Raw genomic sequence first — 24,659 nt, forward strand, 5'->3', positions numbered from 1 at the left:
CGGCCGCTCGCGGGCGGACGCCAGATCGTCGGTCGCGCGTAGCGGCCCCGCGTGGTTTTCGGCGCCATCGTGTTGGTGGCCGGCGACGCATGCGAGGGCGCGGCCTCGTCGACGCTGCGGTGGCGGCGCGCTTCCTCGTCGCGCTTCGCGAGTCCGCGCGACAGGCCGAGGCCGAACGCGCCGTCGGCCCATTCGACGACGTCGCGCCAGCGGAAATCGACGAGCCACGGCAGGCTCACCACGAACAGCGCGAGTGCCGCGAGCGGCGTGCCGATATGGCCGAGCAGACGGCCGGGCCCCGCAGCCAACGCATGGCCGAAACCGTTGACGCCATCCATGCCGATCAGCGACGCCTCGAGCGTGCAGCTGGCGATCAGCACGCAAACGAAGCCGAGCCACAGGCGGATCGTGCCGGGGCCGCGCAGCCCCACGCCGCCCGGCAGCACCGACTTCACGAGGCGCCACAGAAGAGGAAGAAACCAGACGGCCGACCCGCCGAACCAGCCGAAAACTACCGTGTGCATACCAGACATCTACGTATGACGGAGCGCGCGCAAGCGCAACCCGTCGAGTTTAAACCGGCGAAGCCCGCGGCTTCGAAGGCCGGCGCAAGTCTGCTTGCGTCGAACGGGATCGCGGACCGGCAAGCGGTCCGCGATCGGGAAAATACTGTTGCGGCTGCGGCGAGCTTCGCGCCTCGCAAGGAGCGTCGCGGCTCCGCATGCATGTCGGCCTGGGGTGGCCGGCGCCTGGCCAGGCAACGCCGTTCGATCCGCGCGGCGGCGATGCGTTCCATCGCGTCGATCGCGAGACGAACCGCTGTACCAACTACGGCATGAACGACGGCACCAACCGCGCGGCAAAGCGCAACGCGCACCGTAAGGCAAACTGCAACACGAACCGTGACGTGATCCATCAGGCGATCCATCGCGCGAACGAGGCGCGCTTTGCTCGCACCGTCACTTGCCGTCGCTGCGATCGAACACGAGCGTCGCGCCGTCATCGAGGATCAACTGCATCTGTTGCGGCGGGCGCATCTGCACGCCGGTGCGATCGATGTGCGCGAGCGCGTCGAGGAACGGCCGTTCGATCTCGCCGCCCGGCGAGGCGCACGCCATGCGCGTGCCCGCGAGCGGACCCAAGCTCAGCTTGCCGTCCTTCAGCATGTACGGGCCCATGAAGCGGTTGCAGCCGGAAAAGCCGCTTGCGTGCCGCTTGCCGCCTTCGGTCGACAACGTCAGCGTGAGCGGCCCCTGATCCTGCGACGGAATTGCGCGCGCCGTGCCGTCCGCCTGCTTCCACGCGCTGAGCGTCCAGCTCGTGTTGTCGAGCAGCTGGGCGGCGGCGGGATTGAACGGATCGGGCGGCGGCGCCGACGTGTCGGGATGCTTCGGCATCGCGCACGCGCCGAGCAGCGCGGCAATGCTCAACGTGGCAACGGCCGTGCGCAGACACGGGGTGAAGCGCGCAAGCCGTCGCGGGCTGGAGCGGGTGAGCATGGGCGTCGTTCTCTTCAAACAGGCGAAGGCGTAAGGGTAACGTACTAAGCTGGCCGTGCGCGAGCAAAGACGCGCGGCGAGGCGCCGGATCGATAGGGCGGCGCCTCGCCCGCGCCGGACGCCCGCACCGCGGTTCCCGTCGCGCGGCAGCAGCCCCGCGAGCGCCGCGCGGCAAGGGGCCCGCATGTTAACATCGCGTCCTGTTCAATCCCACCCTCATCCGACTTTTTCTGGAGACCCCATGCAGATCGGCCAACGGATCGGCACGCCCCTTTCTGAATCCGCGACGCGCGTCATGCTGCTCGGCGCCGGCGAACTCGGCAAGGAAGTGATCATTGCGCTGCAACGGCTGGGCGTCGAGGTGATCGCCGTCGACCGTTACCCGAATGCGCCGGGCCATCAGGTCGCGCATCGCGCGCACGTGATCGACATGACCGACCGCGCCGCGCTGCGCGCGCTGGTCGAACAGGAGCGCCCGCATCTGATCGTCCCCGAGATCGAGGCGATCGCCACCGACGAACTCGCCGCGATCGAAGCCGAAGCGCTCGCCGAGGTGATCCCGACCGCGCGCGCGACGCAACTGACGATGAATCGCGAAGGCATCCGCCGCCTCGCCGCCGAGGAACTGGGCCTCGCGACTTCGCCGTATGCGTTCGCCGACTCGCTCGACGAACTGCGCGCGGGCATCGCGAAGGTCGGTTATCCGTGCGTCGTGAAGCCGGTGATGTCGTCCTCGGGCAAGGGGCAGTCGGTGCTGAGGAGCGACGCCGACGTCGAGCCGGCCTGGCAGTACGCGATGGCAGGCGGTCGCGTGAATCACGGCCGGGTGATCGTCGAGGGCTTCATCGACTTCGAATACGAGATCACGCAGCTGACCGTACGCGCGATTGACCCCGCGAGCGGTGCGGTCGGCACGTATTTCTGCGATCCGATCGGCCACGTGCAGGTTGCCGGAGACTATGTCGAATCGTGGCAGCCGCAGCCGATGAGCGCGCTCGCGCTCGAACGCTCGCGCGAGATCGCGCACAAGGTGACGGCGGCGCTCGGCGGCCGCGGCCTGTTCGGCGTGGAACTTTTCGTGCGTGGCGACGACGTATGGTTTTCGGAAGTGAGCCCGCGTCCGCATGACACGGGGCTCGTCACGCTGTGCTCGCAGCGCTTCTCGGAGTTCGAGCTGCATGCGCGCGCGATTCTCGGTCTGCCGGTCGATACGTCGCTGCGCGCGCCGGGTGCGTCGGCGGTGATCTACGGCGGCCGCGACGAAGCCGGCATCGCGTTCGAAGGCGTCGCGGCGGCGCTGGCGGTGCCCAATGCGGACCTGCGCCTGTTCGGCAAGCCCGAGAGCTTCGTCAAGCGCCGCATGGGCGTTGCGCTCGCGACCGGCGAGACGATCGACGAGGCGCGTTCGCGCGCGAAGCAGGCTGCGGCGGCGGTGCGGCCGGTGTCGGCGAAGTAGAGGGGTAGGCGGGGCATCGAGGCGGGCTGCTGCGAGGTGAGGTTTTGAAGCCAGGTTTCGAAGCGCGGCGCGGCGGTTTGCAAAACCCCCGGGATGCCCGATCGAACACGGTGCGCGGCATGTTCGCCGTGCGCGATCCGAATGATCGACGTAAGCAGGCTCGTCGCATGGCCCGGGCTCGTCGACGTGGAAAATCCGAAGCAGAGGAACACATGGCAGTCGAATCGCGCAGTACTCCATGGCGCAGCAGGGCACGCCGACTCGGTGCGCTCGGCGTGCTGTTCGCGCTGTGTGCCGGCATGAGCGGCTGCGGTCTCGCGGCCGCGCCGTGCCGCGTCGCATCGGCGGGGCTGAAGATCGTGCCGCTGGTCGGGCACGTCGCCGCCGCGCCGACCGACGCCTGCGCCGACGCGATCGATCCCTGAGCAGGCCGCGGCCGTCGAGCCGCGCTGCACCGGTCGGTGCGGGTCCGAAACACGAACCTGGCGTGGTCCGCTTGAGGCCGTGCCGGGTTCGCGGCAACATCCACGGCAACTTCACGGCAACAATCGAGGTGTTCGATGAAGACATGGCTCGTTGCGGTTCTCTCGCTGACATCGACGGCCTTCGCGCTCGCGCCTCATGGCGGCGCATGGGCCGCGCCGCTGCGGTTCGGCCAGATCGAGGGCAAGAACCATCAGACGAACAAATACACGTGCGCGACCGGCAAGATTCTGCAGGTTACCTACTGGAACGCGCAGAACGGACAGAGCTTCGCCGTGCTGCCCGTGAAGGGCACGCCGATGCTCTTCGTCAACACGCTCTCGGGGTCCGGCGCGAAATATCAGGCCGGCAGCTATACGTGGTGGACCAAGGGCCCGCGTGCCGATCTGTATGACGCAATGAACGGTGAAAACGCGCCGCCGGTGCTGTCCGACTGTGTGACCGTGGTGCGCTGAACGTGGTGTGCTGACCGTGGACGGCATGCGGCGCTCGTTTCCGTTCGGGCCGGGCCGTCCGCGGTCGTCTCGCGCGTTGCCCGCTGCGCGCCTGCGCGCACGGCTTCGCCGATTGCTTCGCGCGCGCCCATGGCGTCTTCCCGCTACGGGCTTTCGCGGCCCTCATCCCTGTTGTCCCGCCTTGCCGTCCCGCGCGGCCTTGCCTGCACGCGCGCGTCATTGCCTCTCGAGTAGTAAGCTGTCCGGCGTGGCATTCGCCATGCCGTTCGCCATGCCGCGCGCGAGGCGCTGTGCGGCATGCACGTTGTGCGTGTTGTACGCGGCCGTCGTTGTCGTCTTCGATCGTCCGTTTTTGGCCCCGAACTTCGGCCCCTAACCGCGGAGCCAACTGCTGAGCCCGCTGGGCCCGGCCTGCGGCCCGTCGCCGTTCCATCAAGCGAGACCCTTAATGAAAGCATCGGACCTGTTCGTCAAGTCGCTGGAAGCCGAAGGTGTCGAGTACGTGTTTGGCATTCCCGGTGAAGAAAATCTCGATCTGCTCGAGTCGCTGCGGCGCTCGAAAATCCGTCTGATCCTCACGCGCCACGAGCAGGCGGCCGGCTTCATGGCCGCCACCTACGGGCGCCTCACGGGCCGCACGGGCGTGTGCCTGTCGACGCTCGGCCCCGGCGCGACCAACTTCGTGACTGCCGCCGCCTACGCGCAGCTCGGCGGCATGCCGATGCTGATGGTCACGGGCCAGAAGCCGATCAAGTCGAGCAAGCAGGGGCACTTCCAGATCGTCGACGTGGTGCGCATGATGGAGCCGCTCACCAAGTACACGCGGCAGATCGTGTCGATCGGCAATATTCCGGCGACGGTGCGCGAGGCCGTGCGCCGCGCCGAGGAGGAGCGTCCCGGCGCCACGCACCTCGAACTGCCCGAGGACGTCGCGCATGAAGAGGGCGACGGCAAGCCGATTCCGAAGAGCTACAGCCGCCGTCCGGTTGCCGAGGAAAAGGCGGTCGCGCGCGCGGTCGAGGCGATCACGGCCGCGCAGCATCCGCTGCTGATGATCGGCGCGGGCGGCAACCGCAAGACCACGACCAAGATGCTGCGCGAATTCGTCGACCAGATCGGCATTCCGTTCTTCACGACGCAGATGGGCAAGGGCGTGATCGACGAATCGCATCCGATGTGGCTCGGCAACGCGACACTCTCCGACGGCGACTTCGTGCACCGCGCGATCGAGCACGCGGACTGCATCATCAACGTCGGCCACGACGTGATCGAGAAGCCGCCGTTCTTCATGCGCAGCGGCGAGGCGGGCGAGAAGACCGTGATCCACGTGAACTTCCTCGGCGCCGAAGTCGATCCGGTGTATTTCCCGCAGATCGAAGTGGTCGGCGATATCGCCAACGCGGTGTGGCAGTTGAAAGAGCGCCTGAGGCAGCGCCAGGAGCATTGGGACTTCACGCGCTTCAAGGAGATCAAGGAGCACTTCGAGGCGCATCTCGTGAAGGGCCAGCACGACGACCGCTTTCCGATGTACCCGGTGCGGATCGTCAACGACGTCTACGAGACCACGCCGGTGGACGGCATCGTCTGTCTCGACAACGGCATGTACAAGATCTGGTTCGCGCGCTACTACCGCGCGCACGAGCCGAATTCGCTGCTGCTCGACAACGCGCTGGCCTCGATGGGCGCGGGGCTGCCGTCGGCGATCGCGAGCAAGATCGTGCATCCGGACCGCAAGGTGATCGCCGTGTGCGGCGACGGCGGCTTCATGATGAACTCGCAGGAGCTCGAAACGGCGGTGCGCCTGAAGCTCGATCTCGTGATCCTGATTCTGCGCGACGACGCGTTCGGCATGATCCGCTGGAAGCAGGAGAACATGAACTTCCCCGACTACGGCATGACGCTGGCGAACCCGGATTTCGTCGCCTATGCGCAGAGCTATGGCGCGCAGGGGCATCGCATCGAGGCCGCCGAGCAGTTCGCGCCGCTTCTGCGCGAGTGCTTCGCGACGCCGGGCGTGCATGTGATCGACGTGCCGATCGACTACTCGGACAACGAGCGCGTGCTCAATCGCGAGATCAAGCGGCTGTCCGCGCGGCTGTAAGCCGCGGTGCAGCCAGGCCGCGCATCGACGCCGCGTGCCGGCACTGTGTATCGACTCCAGGAGAACCCGATATGTTGCAGAAGACCTACCCGTACTACCTCGCTAACGAGCCGGTGGCCGCCAACACCGATCTCGACGTCACCGACAAATTCAGCGGCGAAGTCGCCACGCGCGTGGCGATGGCCGACGCGGCCGCGATCGACAAGGCGATCGGCCTCGCGGTCGAGGCGATGCCGGCCATGCGCGCCTACCCGCCGTTCAAGCGCCAGGCGGTGCTCGAACACTGCGTGACGCGCTTTCGCGAGCGCTACGACGAACTCGCGCTCGCGCTGTGCATCGAGGCGGGCAAGCCGATCAACGATTCGCGCGGCGAGGTGACGCGTCTGATCGATACGTTCAAGGTGGCCGCCGAGGAAAGCGTGCGGATCGACGGCGAGATCGTCAATCTGCAGATTTCGCCGCGCGCGAAGGGCTATCACGGCTATGTGAAGCGCGTGCCGATCGGGCCGTGCTCGTTCATCTCGCCGTTCAATTTCCCGTTGAACCTGACCGCGCACAAGGTCGCGCCGGCGATCGCGGCGGGCGTGCCGTTCGTGCTGAAGCCGGCGAGCCGCACACCGGTCGGCGCGCTGATCATGGGCGAGATTCTCGCGGAAACCGATCTGCCGAAAGGCGCGTTCTCGATCCTGCCAGCGCATCGCGATGGCGCCGACCTGTTCACGACCGACGAGCGCTTCAAGCTGCTGTCGTTCACAGGGTCGCCGGCGGTCGGCTGGGAACTGAAGCGCAAGGCCGGCAAGAAGAAGGTGATTCTGGAACTGGGCGGCAACGCGGCCGCGATCGTCGACGGCGATCAGGGCGGCAAGCTCGACTACGTAGTCGAGCGGCTCGCGTTCGGCGCGTTCTACCAGTCGGGGCAGAGCTGCATCGGCGTGCAGCGGATTCTCGCGCATGCGAGCGTCTACGACGCGCTGCGCGAGAAGCTGATCGCGAAGACGAAGTCGCTCGTGATGGGCGACCCGAAGAACGAGAAGACCTTCGTCGGGCCGATGATCTCCGAGTCGGAAGCGAAGCGGCTCGCCGGCTGGATGGAGGGCGCCGTGCAGGCGGGTGCGCAGATCGTCGCGGGCGGCAAGGTCGACGGCGCGATGTTCGAGGCGACGCTGCTCGAAGGCGTGCGGCGCGACACCGATCTGTATCGCAAGGAAGCGTTCGGGCCGGTCGCGATCCTCGAGCGTTTCGACGACTTCGAAGCGGCGCTCGCGCAGGTCAACGACAGCGACTTTGGCCTGCAGGCCGGCCTATTTACCGATTCGCTCGCGCATGCGCATCGCGCGTGGGATGCGCTCGAAGTGGGCGGCGTGGTCATCAACGACGTGCCGTCGTTCCGCGTCGACAATATGCCGTATGGCGGCGTCAAGGATTCGGGGCTCGGGCGCGAGGGCGTGCGCTACGCGATCGAGGACATGACCGAGCTGCGCCTGATGGTGATGCGCGAGACGTGGTGAGCCGAACGCAGCCGGCGCGAGGACGATGGGCGCGGGGGCGCGGGGGCGGTTGCGCTGTCATGCAACTGTCGCCCGCGCGCGTTACGCTGCGAGCGCGGCGGGCACGGGCGATTTTGCAGTGTGTATCGTTTTCGGTGGTTTCCGGCGCAGCGATTTCCGCCGCGCGCCGCTCGCGAAACGGCAGGCGAGATGGGCGCGCGCGGTGCCTGCAAGGAGCGCAGGCTCCCGCCGCCTGAGCAGAAATCCGCCGTTCGCGCCATGAGTGTTTTTGCTGAAGTGCTACAATACCGGCCTTTCGGCGGGGGTTCCCGCCGGCCGGAGCCGGCCGCATTGTCCGAACTCTGACGGGTCCCGTGCGGAACGCCGTGGCTCCGCCTTCATCCTGATGCCCGCCGCGGTTGCGACCGCTGCCGCGCGCATTGCGCCAGGCGCATTTTTAGCGAAAGCCACCATGTCCGACACAGCCGTCACGCCCAGCACCGAGACTTTTGATCAATTCGGCCTCGCGCCCGACATCCTGAAAGCCATCAAGGAATCGGGCTACACCACGCCCACGCCGATCCAGGCGCAGGCGATTCCCGTGGTGATGGCGGGCCGCGACGTGATGGGCGCGGCGCAAACCGGCACCGGCAAGACCGCCAGCTTCTCGCTGCCGATCATCCAGCGCCTGCTGCCGCAGGCCAATACCAGCGCTTCGCCGGCGCGCCATCCGGTGCGCGCGCTGATCCTCACGCCGACGCGCGAACTCGCCGACCAGGTCGCCGCGAACGTGCACGCGTACGCGAAGCACACGGCGCTGCGCAGCGCGGTCGTGTTCGGCGGCGTCGACATGAACCCGCAGTCCGAGCAACTGCGCCGCGGCGTCGAAATCCTCATCGCGACGCCGGGCCGCCTGCTCGATCACGTGCAGCAGAAAACCGCCAACCTGGGCCAGGTGCAGATGCTCGTGCTCGACGAAGCCGACCGCATGCTCGACATGGGCTTCCTGCCTGACCTGCAGCGCATCCTGAACCTGCTGCCGAAGGAGCGTCAGACGCTGCTGTTCTCGGCCACGTTCTCGGGCGAAATCAAGAAGCTGGCCGCGACCTACCTGCGCAACCCCCAGACCATCGAAGTCGCGCGCAGCAACTCGACCGCCACCAACGTCACGCAGATCGTCTACGAGGTCGCCGAGGGCGACAAGACCGGCGCGGTCGTGCAGCTGATCCGCGAGCGCAGCCTCAAGCAGGTGATCGTGTTCTGCAACAGCAAGATCGGCGCGAGCCGGCTCGCGCGCTCGCTCGAACGCGACGGCGTGGTGGCGACCGCGATTCACGGCGACCGCTCGCAGAGCGAACGCATGCAGGCGCTCGATGCGTTCAAGCGCGGCGAAGTCGCGGCCCTCGTCGCGACCGACGTCGCGGCGCGCGGTCTCGACATCGCCGAGTTGCCGGCCGTCATCAACTTCGACCTGCCGTTCAATGCCGAAGACTACGTGCACCGGATCGGCCGCACGGGCCGCGCGGGCGCGTCGGGCGACGCGCTTTCGCTGTGCAGCCCGAACGAGCGCAAGCAGCTGGCCGACATCGAGAAGCTCATCAAGCGTCCGCTCGAATTGCAGCGCCTGACCGTCGATGCGCCGGTGCGCCATCATCACGAAGACCGCCCGCCGCGCCGCGATCGCAGCGAGGCACGCGACGAGCGCAGCCGCCGCCGCACGGGTGGTGCGTCGGGTTCGTACGACCGGCCGCATCATCATCGCGCGCAACCGGTCGACGATTTTTTCCTGAAGCCGTATGAGCCGTCGCCGGCTTCGGTGCGCAAGGTCGAAGAGAGCGCGGCGTCCGATGCGGCGCCGCAGAAGCAGGCGCCGAAGCGGCAACTGGCGGCGCTGCTCGGCGGCTTCGGGATGCCGCGGAAGACGCCTTCGTCGTCGTAAGGCGAGTTGCGCTTGCGCTGCCGTACCGGGGCTTGCCGTTGCGCGAATCTCGCGAATCCCGTGAGTGACCGGCAGCATGTTGCAAGCGTTTGCAGCGGCTGTGCTTCGAATCCCGTGCTCCCGCGTGCGACGCATGTTACGCGTGCCTCAGGCCGATGCCCTCACCCCCACCTTCATCCGTTTGACCCATGCCGCCGTCGCGGCACGATAGAACTGCTCGAGCGTCGTGGGCGGTTCGCCGCCGAGGTCGAGTTCCAGATGCCGCGCCGCCGCGCCTAGCGCTTCGAGCGGGTTGGCGCTGTCGAGCGCGGTCGCGCCGTTCTGCTTGCTCAGTTTCTCGCCGTGTTCGTTCGCGACGACCGGCACATGCAGATACCCGGGCGTCGCCACACCGAGACAGCGTTGCAGATAGATCTGCCGCGCCGTCGAATCCAGCAGGTCCGCGCCGCGCACGACGTGCGTGATGCCCGCGTCCGCATCGTCCACTACCACCGCGAGTTGATAGGCCCACTGGTCGTCGGCGCGACGCAGCACGAAATCGCCGACTTCGGTCGCGAGATTCTGCGTCTGCCGGCCTTGCCAGCGGTCGTCGAATTCGATCACGGCGGCCTTGCCGTCGGGCACGCGCAGACGCCATGCGCGCGCCGGCTTGCCGTGCAGCCCCGCGCGGCAGGTGCCCGGATAGGCGAGCGTCGTGTTGCGCGCGTGCGCGTTGAGCAGCGAATCGGCGATTTCCTTGCGCGTGCAGCCGCACGGATAGACGAGGCCGCTGGACTTCAACAGGTCGAGCGCCTGCTGATAGCGCGCCATGCGCCGGCTTTGCCAGATCGGCGTTTCGTCGGCGCGCATGCCGAAGCGTTCGAGCGTCGCGAGGATGTCCTCGGCGGCGCCGGGCACGGTGCGCGGGCCGTCGATGTCCTCGATGCGCACGAGCCACGCGCCGCGATGCGCGCGCGCATCGAGCCAGCTGGCGAGCGCGCCGACCAGCGAGCCGAAGTGCAGCGGGCCGGTCGGCGACGGCGCGAAGCGTCCGCGATAGGTCATGATGAGCGGGGCAAGGGGTTGGCGGATGACGGCGTCAGCGCCCGGGCGCGGCCGCTGGCGGGGACGTCAGGGCACGTTGGGACACAGCGTGACCGGTCGGCACATGCCGCGGCGCACGCGCGGGCAGTGGCCAGGCCCATGCCCGACGGCGCACGCCGTTTGCGGCGATTCGCGTCTGCCATGCGCGCTTTGCCGTTCGTGTTTGCCATTGACATCCGCGATCCGCATCGATTACGCGGCCGTGCCGTCCGGATGGCACGCCGGACACGTCTTGCCCGCCACGTACAGCGGCGATTGCTGCTGCTCGGGCGTGACCACCGCGCGGCAGCCGAAGCACTGCGCGGTCGCGGTCGGTTCCAGTTGCGGATTGAGCGCGGTGCGATAGTCGAACACGAAGCAGTCGCCGTGATAATGCGCGCCGCCGACTTCCTCGAAGTACTTCAGGATGCCGCCTTCGAGCTGGTACACGTTCTCGATGCCGACGTCCTTCATATGGATCGCCGCTTTCTCGCAGCGGATGCCGCCCGTGCAGAACGACACGACCGTCTTGCCTTCGAGGACGGCGCGATTTTTTTCGATCACCTCGGGGAATTCGCTGAATTTCGCGATGCGATAGTCGAGCGCGTTGTCGAACGTGCCGACGTCGACTTCGAACGCATTGCGCGTATCGAGCATCACGACCGGACGGCCTGCGTCGTCGTGACCGCGATCGAGCCAGCTTTTCAGCGTGGGCGCGTCGACAAACGGCGCGCGGCCGAGCTCCGGGCGGATTGCCGGCTTTTTCATCGTGATGATTTCGCGCTTGAGCTTGACGAGCATGCGCGTGAACGGCTGCTTGTCCGACAGGCTTTCCTTGAATTGCAGATTCGCGAACTTGCCTTTGAAGAGGGCGTCGTGGCGGAGGTAGTCGATGAACGCGTCGGTGTGCTCGCGCGTGCCCGCGACGAACAGGTTGATGCCTTCCGGCGCGAGCAGGATGGTGCCGCGCAGGCCGAGCGCATTGCAGCGTTCGGTGACGAGCGGGCGCCAGGCGGCGGTGTCTTCGATGGTCGCGAATTGATACGCGGCGAGATTGACGATACTCATGTGTGTTCAGCGGTAAAAATGGCCGGCGTGGCAAAGGGCGGAGCGGCTGGCGGTGGGTTGCGCCGCGGGCGTTGTCGGGCCGGCGGCGTGCCGGATCGGGCCCGTGTTCTCGCGCGCTGGCAGCCACGTCGAATGAGGCGAAACCGCTATTATCCCTCAAGCCGGCGGTTTCCCCGACCTGGCCGAATGGCCAGGTGTTTGCTTTGGCGCAAACGCCGCGCGTTATGGCGAGCGGCACTGCAAAATCCCGCGCGTATCGTCACGAGCGTGGTCGTTGGGCGGCCCGAAGCGCCACGGCGCCGCGCCCGCGCGCCCATGCTGCCGGCCATGCCTTGGCCGAATGGCTAACGCGCCGCTTTGGGCTGAAATCTGCGGAATGGTGGAGTTACAATGTCGCCCATGTCAGATCCCCGCTTCGTTCATCTCCGCGTTCACTCCGAATTCTCGATTGCCGACGGCATCGTGCGTCTCGACGACATCGTCGCGGCGGCGGCCAAAGACGGTCAGGGCGCGCTCGCGCTCACCGACCTCGGCAACGCGTTCGGCCTCGTCCGTTTCTACCAGGAAGCGCGTGGCAAGGGGGTCAAACCCATTGCCGGCTGCGACGTCTGGATCGCCAATCCGGACGACCGCGACAAGCCTTCGCGTCTGCTGCTGCTGGTCAAGGACCGCGGCGGTTACCTGAACCTCTGCGAACTGCTCAGCAAGGCGTCGCTCACGAACCAGTACCGCGGTCGCGCGGAAATCGAAGCCGGCTGGCTCGAATCCGGGCTCGGCGAAGGGCTGCTCGCGCTGTCGGGCGCGCAGCAGGGCGACATCGGTCTCGCGCTCGCGGCCGGCAACGTGGAAGCGGCGAAACGCAACGCGCAGCATTGGGCGAAGGTGTTCCCCGACGGTTTCTATATCGAGTTGCAGCGCTGCGGCCAGCCGGGCGGCGAGCAGTACGTGCAGCAGGCGGTCGCGATTGCGGCGTCGCTGAAACTCCCGGTGGTCGCCACGCACCCGATGCAGTTCATGACGCCGGACGACTTCACCGCGCACGAAGCGCGCGTGTGTATCTCGGAAGGAGATATTCTCGCGAATCCGCGCCGCCAGAAGCGGTTTACCGACGAGCAGTATTTCCGCACGCAAGAAGACATGGCCGCGCTGTTCGCGGACATTCCCTCGGCGCTCGCCAACACGGTGCAGATCGCAAAGCGCTGCAATCTCACGCTCGAACTCGGCAAGCCGAAGCTGCCGCTCTTTCCGACGCCCGACGGCATGTCGCTCGACGACTACCTCGTGCAGCTCTCGAAAGAGGGCCTCGAAAAGCGCCTCGAACAGCTTTATCCGGACGAGGCCGAGCGCGACGCGCAGCGTGCCACGTACTACCAGCGCCTCGAATTCGAGTGCGGCACGATCATCAAGATGGGCTTTCCGGGCTACTTCCTGATCGTCGCGGACTTCATCAACTGGGCGAAGAACAACGGCGTGCCGGTGGGCCCGGGCCGGGGCTCGGGCGCGGGCTCGCTGGTCGCTTACGCGCTCGGCGTGACCGACCTCGATCCGCTGCGCTACAACCTGCTGTTCGAGCGTTTCCTGAATCCGGAGCGGGTGTCGATGCCCGACTTCGATATCGACTTCTGCCAGCACGGCCGCGATCGCGTGATCCAGTACGTGAAGGAGAAATACGGCGCGAACGCGGTGTCGCAGATCGCCACCTTCGGCACGATGGCGGCGAAGGCGGCGGTGCGCGACATCGGCCGCGTGCTCGATCTCGGCTATATGTTCACCGACGGCGTCGCGAAGCTGATTCCGTTCAAGCCGGGCAAGCACGTCACGATTGCCGACGCGATGAAGGAAGAGCCGCTGCTGCAGGAGCGTTTCGACAACGAAGACGAAGTGCATCAGCTGCTCGAACTCGCGCAGCGCGTGGAAGGCCTGACGCGTAACGTCGGCATGCACGCGGGTGGTGTGCTGATCGCACCGGGCAAGCTGACCGATTTCTGCCCGCTCTACACGCAGGGCGACGAAAGCGGCGTCGTGAGCCAGTACGACAAGGACGACGTCGAAGCGGTCGGCCTCGTGAAGTTCGACTTTCTGGGCCTCACCACGCTGACCATTCTCGACTGGGCCGAGCGCTATATCCGCCGGCTCGATCCGTCGAAGCAGGGCTGGTCGTTGGCCCAGGTGCCGCTCGACGATCCCGCGTCGTTCTCGATCCTGAAGAAAGCGAATACGGTCGCCGTGTTCCAGCTGGAAAGCCGCGGCATGCAGGGCATGCTGAAGGACGCGCAGCCCGATCGCTTCGAGGACATCATCGCGCTCGTGGCGTTGTACCGTCCGGGACCGATGGACCTGATCCCGAGCTTCTGCGCGCGCAAGCACGGCCGCGAGGTGGTGGAGTATCCCGACCCGCGCGTCGAACCTGTTCTGAAAGAGACCTACGGCATCATGGTCTACCAGGAGCAGGTGATGCAGATGGCGCAGATCATCGGCGGTTACTCGCTCGGCGGCGCCGACCTGCTGCGCCGCGCGATGGGCAAGAAGAAGCCCGAGGAAATGGCCAAGCACCGCGAGATTTTCGCGGAAGGCGCGGCGAAGAACGGCCTCACGCGCGAGAAGGCGGACGAGACCTTCGACCTGATGGAGAAGTTCGCGGGCTACGGCTTCAACAAGTCGCACGCGGCCGCCTACGCGCTGCTCGCGTATCACACCGCGTGGCTCAAGGCGCACCATCCGGCCGAATTCATGGCGGCCAATATGTCGCTCGCGATGGACGACACGGACAAGGTCAAGATCCTGTTCGAAGACTGCCTCACGAACAAAATGGCCGTGTTGCCGCCGGACGTGAATCTGTCGGCGTATCGCTTCGAGCCGGTTGCCGAGGCGGACGGCAAGCGCTCGCGCACGATCCGCTACGGTCTCGGCGCGATCAAGGGCAGCGGCCAGAACGCGATCGAAGAAATTCTGCGCGCGCGCGAGGAAAGCCCGTTTATCGACATCTTCGATTTCTGCAATCGCGTCGATCGCCGCATCGTCAATCGCCGCACGGTCGAGGCGCTGATTCGCGCCGGCGCGTTCGATGCCCTGCACGCGAATCGCGCGCAGCTTATCGCGTCGGTGTCGCTCGCGATGGAAGCGGCCGAGCAGGCGAGCGCCAATGCGCTGCAAGCGGGCCTGTTCGACATGGGCGACGCGCCGTCGCAAGGCCATGAACTTGTCGACGAAGCCGAGTGGCCGGAAAAGAAAAAGCTCCAGGAAGAAAAGGCCGCGCTCGGCTTCTACCTGTCGGGCCACCTGTTCGACGCGTACAAGGACGAAGTGCGCCGCTTCGTGCGCCAGAAGATCGGCGAGCTGAAGGAAGGGCGCGACAAGCTCGTCGCCGGCGTGATCGTGTCGCTGCGCACGCAGATGACCCAGCGCGGCAAGATGCTGATCGCGCTGCTCGACGACGGCACCGGCCAGTGCGAAGTGACGGTGTTCAACGAAGTCTTCGAAGAACACAAGCAGCTTTTCAAGGAAGACGAACTGCTCGTCGTGCAGGGCATGGCGCGCAACGACGCGTTCACGGGCGGCATCCGCTTTACCGTCGACACGGTTATGGATCTCGGCCGCGCGCGTTGCCGTTACGCGGATTCGGTCAAGGTGCAGATGAACGGCAACGCCGATGCGCTGGCGTTGCGGCGGGTGCTCGAAGCGCACTGCGCGGGCAAGGACGAGCCGGCCGCGGCCGCTGCGCCGGCGGCTGCCGCACGTGGCAACGGCGGCGGCAACGGCGGTGGACGCAACGGTGGACGAGGCGGCTTCGGCGGCGACAACGGCCGGCAGCCGGTGCAGATTCCGAACGGACTCGCGGTGCAGGTCGTCTATCGCAGCGAGAATGCGCAAGGCGAAATGCGCCTCGGCGACGCATGGCGCGTGAAGCCGACCGACGAACTGCTCGCCGCATTGCGTGGCGAGTTCGAGGGCAGCTCGATCGAGATCGTTTATTGATCGATGGTGGTGGTTTTGCGCGTACGGTTTATCCGGGCGGGCAAGACCTCACTGGATGGTCTCAGGCTACGGCGGGCGGGTCTTCGCGATGCGAATCTGTCTGCGACGAGTCTCGGTTGCATTGCGTTGAGTGCCTGCGACGGCAGGCAGCGAAAAGCAGCGGCAAGCAAAAGTAAAAGCAAACGCAGCCGCCATCGTCGCGCAGAATCGGCACAAAGGCCAAAGGCGGTCCGTCATCCAGCGGCCGCCTTTTTTATCGCCGCCTAGCGTCCGCCCGTTTTCTCCAGGTGCGCGAGCTTCAGAAACCGGTAGTACACCGTTTCGGCATTGAACAGGGCGATCATGAAGCCCGCGCGGCCGTCCAGAAAACCGCGCCGCAGCAGGTAGGTCCGCACGAACGCCCACAAGCCGCGTCCGAGCGCCTTGCCGAAGCTGCCGCGCTGTCCCGCTGCATAACGCTGTCGCGCACCGGCCGTCGAATAGGCGTCGAGCTTGCGCAGCACGCTCTCGTAGTCCTCGTACGAGTAGTGCATGAGCTTGCCGGTGAGGCGTTGCGCGGGCGTGTCGAACACGAGGCGCTCGTGGACGAGGTCGTCGGAGAAGCGCGCGCGGCCGCGTTTGAAGAGGCGCGGAATCCAGTCCGGATACCAGCCGCTGTGGTGAACCCAGTGGCCGCAGAAGCTCGACAGGCGGTCCACCGCATAGACGTCGGCCGTGGGTGCCGCGAGCGCCGCGCGAATCGACGCGGCCAGCTCCGGCGTGACGATTTCGTCGGCATCGATCGACAGGACCCAGTCTGTCGCGAGCGCATCCACCGCGCGGTTTTTCTGCGGGCCGAAGCCGGGCCAGTCCGTCTGTTCGATTACGCGGGCGCCGTGCGCGCGGGCGATCCCGGCCGTGCCGTCGGTGCTGCCGCCGTCGATCACGACGATCTGGTCGGCGAAGGCCAGCGCCCGCAGGCATTCGGCCAGCCGCGCCGCCGCGTTCCGGGTGATGATGGCGACGCCGAGGGTGGTTTCTTGCATACCTGAGTTCGTGAGGGACGACATGACGGAGCGGGCTGCGCATGCGGGCCGGTTGCGTTCGCGTATCCATACCCGTATCGGCGCACGGCCGTGCTTGCCGGATCGAGCGAGCCCGAACCCGAGCCGGAGAGGCAGCGCACGATACACAGCCTCGGGCGAATCCGCGAGCCCGCCGACGGGCAACGAGGAGCAACGAGCAGCGAGGAGTATACACAGCCCATCCGGCCCCACACCAGCGCACCGGCCCGTCAACCCTTGCGTGCATCCGGTCGCGCGCGGTGCACCGGCCATCATCTGCGAGCGATTACAATGCTCTCTTTTAATATTTCGCGCGGCGGCAACGCCCTGTGCCGCGTGTTCGCTGTTCCGCATTTCCAGAGGATTCCTTGAGCGCGAAGCCAACGTTAAGCAAACCCATGGGTTCAGGCGATGCGTCGTCGCCGGCCGTCGTCATGCGCCGCCTGTGGCCGTTCATCAAGCCGCTGCTGTGGGTCGTGGTTGGCGCGATTGTCGCGATGGCGGTGAGCGCCGGCACCGACGCCGCCATTCCGGCGCTGCTCAAGCCGCTGCTCGACAAAGGCTTCGGCTCCCATGCGATCGACAAGACCAAGTGGCTCGTGCCGGTCGCCGTGATCGGCCTTGCGCTGATCCGCGGCGTCTCGCAATATGCATCGGGCTATCTGCTCGCCTACGTGTCGAACAAGATCCTGCTCGAACTGCGCCTGAAGATGTTCGACCGCATGATCCATACGAGCGTCGCTTTCTTCCAGCGCGAAACCGCGAGCACCGTCATCAACGCGATCGTCTTCGAGGTCAACCAGATTCTCAACGTGCTGCTGAGTGTGATGGTCACGCTCGTGCGCGATTCGCTGACCGTGATCTTCCTGCTCGGCTATCTGTTCTATCTGAACTGGCGCCTGACGCTGATTGTCGCGGTGCTGCTGCCGGGCATCGGCTGGCTGGTCGGCAAGATCAATCGCCGGCTGCGGCGTCTGAACCGCGAGCATCAGCTGCTCACCAACGAGCTGTCGTATATCGTCGAGGAGACCGTGGGCGGCTACAAGGTCGTCAAGGTGCATAACGGCGAGCAATACGAGACAGACCGCTTCACGGCGATGAGCAAGCGCCTGCGCGGCTACGCCATGCGCATGACCGCCTCGGGCGGCCTCGCGCAGCCGTTGACGCAGTTCCTCGCCTCGATCGCGCTCGCGGTCGTGATTACGATCGCGGTGGTGCAGTCGTCGTCGGATCAGACCACGGTCGGCGGCTTCGTCGCGTTCGTCACGTCGATGCTGCTGATCATCTCGCCGCTCAAGCATCTGATGGACGTGAACCAGCCGTTGCAGCGCGGCATGACCGCAGCCGAGCTGATCTTCGGCCTGATCGACGAGCCGGCCGAGCCGGATGGCGGCGGCCAGCCGCTCGAGCGCGCGCGCGGCGAGGTCGAATTCCGCGACGTGTCGTTCTCGTACGGCGCGAACGCCACGCATAGCCGCCACACGCTCGACCAGGTCTCGTTCAAAGTCGCGCCGGGCGAGATGGTCGCGCTCGCGGGGCCGTCGGGCAGCGGCAAGACCACGCTCGTGAACCTGCTGCCGCGCTTTTTCGATCCGACCGGCGGCGCGATTCTGGTCGATGGCGTCGCGCTGCCCGACTACGATCTGCACGCGCTGCGCAGCCAGATCGCGATGGTGAGCCAGGACGTCGTGCTGTTCAACGACACGATCGCGCACAACGTCGCCTACGGTCAGGAGGTCGACGCCGACAAGGTCAAGGCGGCGCTGCGCGCGGCCAACCTGTGGGACACCGTGCAGTCGATGCCGCAAGGTATCGAAACGCTGGTCGGCGACAACGGCATGATGCTCTCGGGCGGCCAGCGCCAGCGTCTTGCGATTGCGCGCGCGATCTACAAGGACGCGCCGATCCTGATTCTCGACGAGGCGACCTCGGCGCTCGATTCCGAATCCGAACGCCACGTGCAGGCGGCGCTCGAAACGCTGATGAAGGGCCGCACGACGCTCGTGATCGCGCACCGTCTTTCGACGATCGAGCGCGCCGACCGCATCCTCGTGATGGAAGCGGGGCGGATCGTCGAGCGCGGCAGCCACCGCGAACTGCTGGCGCAGGACGGGCTGTACGCGCATCTGCATCGCATCCAGTTCCAGCAGAGCGCGGCCTGATCCAGGGTGTTTGAGCGGCGCGCGTGTTCGCGTGGCGCTGGTCGCATTCGTGATGAACCGCCGCGCCAGCGGGACCTTGATCCGCGCGGCGAAGATGCTGAGGCGCTTGCGGCGCAGCGTGCCGTGCATCGGTGCCGAGATGCAGGCGCCGGGAATCGAGCGGCGCTTGGCCTCGGCGCTATGGCGTGGCCTTGCTACTCAGCCCCGCTATTCAGCCTCGCCTTGATCCGCACGGCGAAGATGCTGAGGCGCTTGCGGCGCAGCGTGCCGGGCATCGGCGCCGAGATGCTGCCGCCGGGAATCGAGCGGCGTTCGGCCTCGGCGCTATGGTGCGGCCTCGCTGTTCAGCCACGCTATTCAGCCGCGCTTCCCACGCACGACGCGCTTGAGCCAGATCCCCGGCGCATACACCGCTGGGCAGCTCGCATACAGAAACATACGGATACGCAGCCCGAGCTTCACGCCGGCGCCGCGTGTCAGCAGCGCGACACGCTCGCCGAAGCTTCGCGCCTCGAACATCGCCGCGATGAACCGTTCGCGCGCGAGCTTCGGCGCCATCGCGGCGCGCATGCGCTCGCCGAGGCCGGCGACGTCCGCGTCGCGCTGCAACTGCGCGAGTTCGGCGAGGCCATAACGATTGCTCTGGCGCATCCGCGCGATCAGTTCATCGACCGACCGGTAGCGGCGTTTGCGCGACAGCCCGCCGCGCCGGTAGCGCACGAGCGGCTCGCGCAGGCTGATCGCGCCACCCGAGAGGATCGCGCGCAGCACCATGATCTGGTCTTCGGCCGCGGCGCCCGGCAGCATCGGCCCGAAGCGCTCGAAGAGCCGCCGCGACCACGTGTGCGCCGCGCCGATCAGCCACGGGCGGCCGGCGAGCCAGTCGTCGAAGCTGCGATAGCGGTCGAGTTCGTCCGGGCTCACGCGCTCGTGCACGTGGCCCGCTTCGTCCATGTCGGCGAGATCGGTGGCGATCAGGTCGGGGCGGCGCTCGTGGGCGAGCCAGCAGTCGACCACGCGCTCGCAGCGCTCGGGCGCGGACATGTCGTCGCCCGCCGCGACGAACAGCAGCTCGCCGTGCGCCATCAGGGCGAGCTGCGACAGGTGCGCGCTGATGCCCTGGTTGACCGTGTTGCGCCGGGCGATCACGCGATGCGGTCCGGCGTAGCCGGCGAGCGCCGCTTCGATCGCGGCGAAGGTGGCGTCGCTGGACGCATCGTCGGACACGATGATTTCGAGCGGCTCGTAGGTTTGCGCGAGCGCGCTGCGCACGGCATCGCCGATCTGCTGCGCCTGGTTGTAGGCGATCACGAGCATCGAGACGAGCGGGCGCGCGGTGTTGGAGGCGGATGTGGCGGACATGCCGGATTCATCTGCCCCGGCGGGCCCGCCGGTCGGGACGCCGGCGTTGGACGCACCCGACGCGGAGGGCACGTCGGGCGTATCAGGCGCATCGGGTCCATCTGACGCACCCATGCCCGACGCCGCGAACCGCGCGGGCGCGTCGGACGGGTCTGGCGGATCAGACAGGGAAAACGAGGCGGGCGGCAGGCTGTCGGTCATGGAGTCGAAGCGGAAGCGATTGGCCTAGATTCTAGCCGTTGGCGGCCATGCCGCGCGACGCGGGCGGCTTGCGGCATGGTGGCCGCGAACCTGAGCGGGTCCGCACCCGATTTCCGCCCGAGCCCCGGCAGGCCGCCCGACATGAGTCTCCCGAAACCCATCCTTTACAATTGCCGCTGCCCCGAAACTCCGCGCGCGGCTTGCTGTGAGCGTGCGCCTCACCGAGACCCGAGCCTTGCCTGAGTCAACCCGAGAGCCGTCCCGCGACGCGCACCGCCTGCCCCTCACCGACATCGCGCTGACCGCCCAGGCGCTCAAGAACAGCGGCGGCGCCGAGCGCTACACGCGCGACGTGATCGCCGGTCTGCATCGGCTCGGTCTGCGCCCGACGCTGTTCGCCCGCGAGATCGACCGCGCGCTGCCCGAGGCGGCGTGGATCGACGCGCAGCCGCTCGACGTGCGCTGGGCGCCGCGCAAGCTGCGTAACCTCGCGTTCGACTGGCGCCTGAAGCAGCGCCTGAAGCGCCATCGTCCCGCCTGCGTGTTCTCGATCAATCACTCGACGCATGCCGACGTCGCGCTGTGCGGCGGCACGCATCCGGGTTCGCTCGAAGCCGCGGGCCGCGTGCCGCGCCGCAGCGACACATGGCAGATCGAACTGGAGCGGCGCGTCTACACGCGCGCGCGCTCGATCGTCGCGCATTCGCAATTGATGAGCCGCGAGTTGCAGCGTTTCTATGACGTGCCGGCGGAGCGTATCGACGTGCTCTATCCGCCGGTCGATACCGCGCGCTTCAAGCCGCTCGACGCGGCCGAGCGCGCCGCCGTGCGCCGCCAGTTCGAGCTGCCCGAGGACCGCGTGATTTTCCTGTTCTCGTCGACGAGTCATGAGCGCAAAGGCTACCCGCTGCTCGAAGCGTTTTTCGAGCGCACGACGCTGCCGGTGTGCCTCGTGGTCGTCGGCCGGCCGGTGCCGAAGACCGGCGACACGATCCGCTACGCGGGCTACAGCAAGGAGATCGGCAAGCTGTTTGCGGCCGCCGATTTTACGGTCGTGGCGTCGGCGTACGAGCCGTTCGGCCTCGTCGGCGTCGAGTCGGTGATGTGCGGCACGCCGCTCGTGATCGCGGATAACGTCGGCTCGGCCGAGACCGTGACCGGCGCGGCGAAGATCGAGTTTTCGCGGCAAGAGGCGGGTAGCTTCGAGCGCGCGATCGGCGAGGCGGTGGAGCGCGTGAAGCGCGGCAATGCGCGGATCGCGGAGCCGCGCGCGAGTCTCGTCTACGACCCGGGCGTCGATGCGCATGTCGCGGCGCTTTACGAACTGTTCACACGCTGATGAGAGGGTTCAAACATGGGCTCAATCACGGGCTCAAGCGTGAGCCCAGCCCTGCGCCGAGCCGTGCCGGGCGCCTTAGCCCGGTCGCGCGCCCGTGGTCGTGCGCGCAACTTCCGCCAGCTCCCGCTTTCTCGCGTCGATCATCGCCAGCAGCGTCGCGACGAGCAGTGCGAGCAGCACCGTCACCATGATCGGCACGAGCACGTCGATCGTGAGCCCGAAGATCACGGTGCTCGTCGCGACCGCGAGACCTGTGTACGAGGCCGCGCGGATCACCGGATCGGCCATGTGCCGGTGCCGCCAGAAATACACCGCCATGCCGTGATAGAACAGCAGCAGCGCGATTACGCCGATCGCGCCCATTTCGGCGAGCGTCGAGAAAAAGTCGCTGTGCGCGCGCTCGTTGACGATCTCGGCCTTCACCTGGCCGCGCTTGGCCATCGCGCCGAGCTCATCGACCAGATGTCCCTTGCCGATGCCATAGAGCGGATGCCGCTCGAAGATCATCCGCGATGCGTTCCACAGTTGCAGGCGCAAGCCGGTGGCCGTGTCGTCATCGCCCTTGTGCATCATCGACACGTCGTTCGGCACTTCGGCGAGGCGCTTGTGAATCCGCCCGGTCGAGAGCAGCGCGCCCGCCGCGAGCACGATCGCGAGCGTCACGATCACGAGACGCTTTTTCTGCGCGAACCACCGGTACTGGATGCCGAGCAGCACAACGAACACCGGCACCGCGAGCCAGCCGCCGCGCGTGCCCGACAGATACGACGCATAGCCGCCGCCGACGAGCGCCGCGAGGCGCGGCAGCAGCATGCGCCAGTCGCGCGGGTTGTCCCAGCCGAGCGTAAACACCGACAGGAAGCCGAGCAGCAGCGCGGTGTCGCCGAACGGAATCGCGTTCGTGTAGGAGTTGTTGAGCCGGTTCGCATCGGTCCAGCCGCCCGGCGGCTGGTCGAGGAACGCCCACAGGCCGACCGCGAGCGCGCCGGCCGCGCAGCCCCAGCCGATCATGCGCAGATTGCGCGACGGCAATTGCCGCAGCAGCAGGAACACCGGCAGCGCGAGCACGAAGCGCGACAGCGCGTCGAACTGCCGGGGCAGCCAGTAGCCGAGCACGAGCTGCTGCGCGCCGATCGCGACGACGAGCGCGAACATCCCGACGGTGAACCAGCGGTAGGTGCGCAGCGCGGAGAAATAGCCCGGCATGCGCCGGTTGACGACGGCCGCGCCCAGCGCGAGCGCGACGATGACGAAAAAGCAGTAGCCGGTGCCGCCGCGCCACATCAGATTGACCGCGGGGGCGAAAAACAGCAGGGCCGTAGTGAGACAGACCAGACTGGGAGCAAAAATCATAGGCCTACGATATGAATGAACACTACCGTTCCGGTGGTGAAATTGCGGGGACGCCGGACCCTTCGAGTCGTTGCAAGACGGTAGAGCGATCCGGATTATAACCATGCGTCTCCTTGCAAAATGCTTGCTGCCGAACGCGGTAAGGCAGCCGCCGCCTCGCGCCCATGCGCGGGCGACGGCGGTACAATCGCGCGAAACTCATGGCCGGCGCGCGGCGCATGCCGCGCCCAAGCCCCGCTCAACGGACCGAATCGATGTTCTCAATCATCATCCCGACCTGGAACAACCTGCCGTATCTGCGCCTCGTGATCGAGAGCCTGCGGCGTCACTCGACGCACGCGCACCAGATCATCGTGCACGTGAACGACGGCTCGGACGGCACGCTCGCCTGGGTGCGCGACGAGGGCATCGAGCACACAGCGTCGCCGGGCAATATCGGCATCTGCCATGCCGTCAACATCGCGGCGGCGCGCGCGCGCGCGGACTACGTCGTCTACATGAACGACGACATGTACTGCTGCCCCGGCTGGGACGACGCGCTCGCGCGGCGCCTCGCGCAGATGCCGGCCGATCACCTCTTCATGCTGTCGGGCACGATGATCGAGCCGGTCGATTCCGGCAATCCCTGCGTGGTCGTGCAGAACTTCGGCCGCGACGTCGAGACGTTCCGCGCCGACGAGCTGGTCGCCGCCGCGCCGCGGCTCGCGCGGGCCGACTGGCGCGGCGCGACGTGGCCGCCCACGCTCGTGCATCGCGACTGGTGGCACAAGCTCGGCGGCTACAGCAGCGAGCTGAGCCCCGGCATGAGCAGCGACAACGACTTCTCGATGAAACTCTGGGATGCCGGGTGCCGCGTGTTTCTCGGCGTCGGCGACAGCCTCGTCTATCACTTCCAGCAGAAAAGCACCGGCAAGATCGTCAAGAACGACGGGCGCCGGCAGTTTCTCAACAAGTGGGGCATGACGCAGGCGACGTTCGACCGCTACTACCTGCGTCGCGGCAGCGCGGTCGAGGGCGGCCTGGCGGTCAGCGAGCCTGAGCGCACGGGGCGTCTGCGGCGCGCGCTGCTGAAGTCGCGCATCAAGCGGGCGTTCGGTTAGGGGCTGGAAGGGCGGGGTGGTGAGGCTGGCGGGCGCGAAGGGCGAATGCGCGACTACATGCGACTCAGTGCGGCGCTGCGGCACGAGGCGCGCGGTAATACGGGTCCCGAACTGGCGCGTTAGCACGACAGCGCCAGCCTTAAGCTGTACGCAACTGCGCCGCACGCAGGCGCTGCAACATGGAATGCAGACGCTGCATATGGACGTCACACGCCGCATGCAGCGCCTCGCACCCGCGCATCACCGCGCATCAAACGCCGCCGGTCACGAGCGGCAGCACTGTCAGATCAGGATGCGTGCCGTCGACGATACTGCGTCCCACGTGCACCGCTTCGTAGAGCGCTTCGTCCTGGCTCGCGAAACTTTCTTCTCCGTCCGCATGAAACGGCACCGAGTGGCCGGGGATATGCGGATCGGCGCCGGGATGGCAGACGTAACCGAGATACGTGTAGCGGCTCTCTCGCGCGTCCTGCGCATGGGCCGGGTCGGGCGGACTCGTTGGAACGGGCGAGACGTGTATTTCGAAGCCTTCGTAGGCCACCGTCTGCCAGGCTGCGGTGTCATCGGCCATGGC

Annotated in this window: 17 protein-coding genes and 1 pseudogene; 10 read left to right on the forward strand and 8 right to left on the reverse strand. The window is 67.0% G+C overall.

From position 1 onward, the window contains the following. Positions 1-524, reverse strand: a pseudogene (locus tag GXB81_RS11505) (DNA translocase FtsK 4TM domain-containing protein); the annotation flags it as partial. Between the two features lie 435 nt (positions 525-959). Next, the gene (locus GXB81_RS11510) at positions 960-1,499 is read right to left on the reverse strand and encodes an META domain-containing protein (protein WP_205989173.1); all 540 of its coding nucleotides are present in this window, start codon (positions 1,497-1,499) and stop codon (positions 960-962) included. A gap of 241 nt (positions 1,500-1,740) precedes the next feature. Between GXB81_RS11510 and purT the strand changes: the two genes are divergently transcribed. The 6 genes from purT (at position 1,741) to GXB81_RS11540 (ending at position 9,420) form a co-directional block, all read left to right on the forward strand. After that, positions 1,741-2,955, forward strand: a complete 1,215-nt coding sequence (gene purT, locus GXB81_RS11515; protein WP_205989174.1) for a formate-dependent phosphoribosylglycinamide formyltransferase — start codon at positions 1,741-1,743, stop codon at positions 2,953-2,955. A 212-nt stretch (positions 2,956-3,167) separates the two neighbouring features. Further along, positions 3,168-3,380 (forward strand): DUF6726 family protein, encoded by a 213-nt coding sequence (locus tag GXB81_RS11520; RefSeq protein ID WP_205989175.1) that lies wholly within the window; start codon positions 3,168-3,170, stop codon positions 3,378-3,380. 135 nt (positions 3,381-3,515) lie between these two features. Next, a complete protein-coding gene (locus GXB81_RS11525) occupies positions 3,516-3,893 on the forward strand; it encodes an MliC family protein (protein ID WP_205989176.1) in 378 nt (125 codons plus the stop codon). Positions 3,894-4,341: 448 nt separating this feature from the next. Further along, positions 4,342-5,994 carry an acetolactate synthase large subunit gene (locus tag GXB81_RS11530; protein WP_167047977.1) on the forward strand — a complete coding sequence of 551 codons (1,653 nt, stop codon included), beginning with the start codon at positions 4,342-4,344 and terminating at the stop codon, positions 5,992-5,994. Positions 5,995-6,065: 71 nt separating this feature from the next. Beyond that, a complete protein-coding gene (locus tag GXB81_RS11535; protein WP_205989177.1) occupies positions 6,066-7,502 on the forward strand; it encodes an aldehyde dehydrogenase family protein in 1,437 nt (478 codons plus the stop codon). A 451-nt stretch (positions 7,503-7,953) separates the two neighbouring features. After that, positions 7,954-9,420 (forward strand): DEAD/DEAH box helicase, encoded by a 1,467-nt coding sequence (locus tag GXB81_RS11540; protein WP_167047971.1) that lies wholly within the window; start codon positions 7,954-7,956, stop codon positions 9,418-9,420. Positions 9,421-9,567: 147 nt separating this feature from the next. Here GXB81_RS11540 and gluQRS read toward each other — a convergent pair whose 3' ends face one another. Further along, positions 9,568-10,464, reverse strand: coding sequence for a tRNA glutamyl-Q(34) synthetase GluQRS (gene gluQRS, locus GXB81_RS11545; protein WP_205989178.1), 897 nt, complete (start codon positions 10,462-10,464; stop codon positions 9,568-9,570). A gap of 231 nt (positions 10,465-10,695) precedes the next feature. Further along, a complete protein-coding gene (locus tag GXB81_RS11550; protein WP_205989179.1) occupies positions 10,696-11,550 on the reverse strand; it encodes a sulfurtransferase in 855 nt (284 codons plus the stop codon). Positions 11,551-11,940: 390 nt separating this feature from the next. Here GXB81_RS11550 and dnaE point away from each other — a divergent pair, with 390 nt between their 5' ends. Then, positions 11,941-15,525, forward strand: coding sequence for a DNA polymerase III subunit alpha (gene dnaE, locus GXB81_RS11555; protein WP_205989180.1), 3,585 nt, complete (start codon positions 11,941-11,943; stop codon positions 15,523-15,525). Between the two features lie 263 nt (positions 15,526-15,788). Here the strand turns inward: dnaE and GXB81_RS11560 are convergent, their stop codons facing one another. Further along, positions 15,789-16,550: a glycosyltransferase family 2 protein gene (locus tag GXB81_RS11560; RefSeq protein ID WP_205989181.1), complete on the reverse strand. Its 762-nt coding sequence runs from the start codon at positions 16,548-16,550 to the stop codon at positions 15,789-15,791. Positions 16,551-16,936: 386 nt separating this feature from the next. On the opposite strand from GXB81_RS11560, the gene msbA reads away from it, so the two are divergent. After that, the gene (gene msbA, locus GXB81_RS11565) at positions 16,937-18,730 is read left to right on the forward strand and encodes a lipid A export permease/ATP-binding protein MsbA (RefSeq protein ID WP_205989182.1); all 1,794 of its coding nucleotides are present in this window, start codon (positions 16,937-16,939) and stop codon (positions 18,728-18,730) included. A gap of 357 nt (positions 18,731-19,087) precedes the next feature. On the opposite strand, the gene GXB81_RS11570 is transcribed toward msbA, so the two are convergent. Then, complete coding sequence (locus tag GXB81_RS11570) at positions 19,088-20,092, reverse strand: glycosyltransferase family 2 protein (protein WP_205989183.1); 1,005 nt, start codon at positions 20,090-20,092, stop codon at positions 19,088-19,090. Positions 20,093-20,528: 436 nt separating this feature from the next. Between GXB81_RS11570 and GXB81_RS11575 the strand changes: the two genes are divergently transcribed. Next, on the forward strand, positions 20,529-21,632 hold the full coding sequence (locus GXB81_RS11575) for a glycosyltransferase family 4 protein (RefSeq protein ID WP_205989184.1): 1,104 nt from the start codon (positions 20,529-20,531) through the stop codon (positions 21,630-21,632). Between the two features lie 75 nt (positions 21,633-21,707). Here GXB81_RS11575 and GXB81_RS11580 read toward each other — a convergent pair whose 3' ends face one another. After that, positions 21,708-22,985, reverse strand: coding sequence for an O-antigen ligase family protein (locus GXB81_RS11580; RefSeq protein WP_205989185.1), 1,278 nt, complete (start codon positions 22,983-22,985; stop codon positions 21,708-21,710). A 254-nt stretch (positions 22,986-23,239) separates the two neighbouring features. Between GXB81_RS11580 and GXB81_RS11585 the strand changes: the two genes are divergently transcribed. Continuing rightward, positions 23,240-24,085 carry a glycosyltransferase family A protein gene (locus tag GXB81_RS11585; protein WP_167047944.1) on the forward strand — a complete coding sequence of 282 codons (846 nt, stop codon included), beginning with the start codon at positions 23,240-23,242 and terminating at the stop codon, positions 24,083-24,085. Positions 24,086-24,335: 250 nt separating this feature from the next. On the opposite strand, the gene GXB81_RS11590 is transcribed toward GXB81_RS11585, so the two are convergent. Then, positions 24,336-24,656 (reverse strand): hypothetical protein, encoded by a 321-nt coding sequence (locus tag GXB81_RS11590; protein ID WP_167047941.1) that lies wholly within the window; start codon positions 24,654-24,656, stop codon positions 24,336-24,338. Positions 24,657-24,659 lie beyond the last annotated feature (3 nt).

The organism is Paraburkholderia sp. Ac-20336 (assembly GCF_017105025.1).
GTDB lineage: Bacteria > Pseudomonadota > Gammaproteobacteria > Burkholderiales > Burkholderiaceae > Paraburkholderia.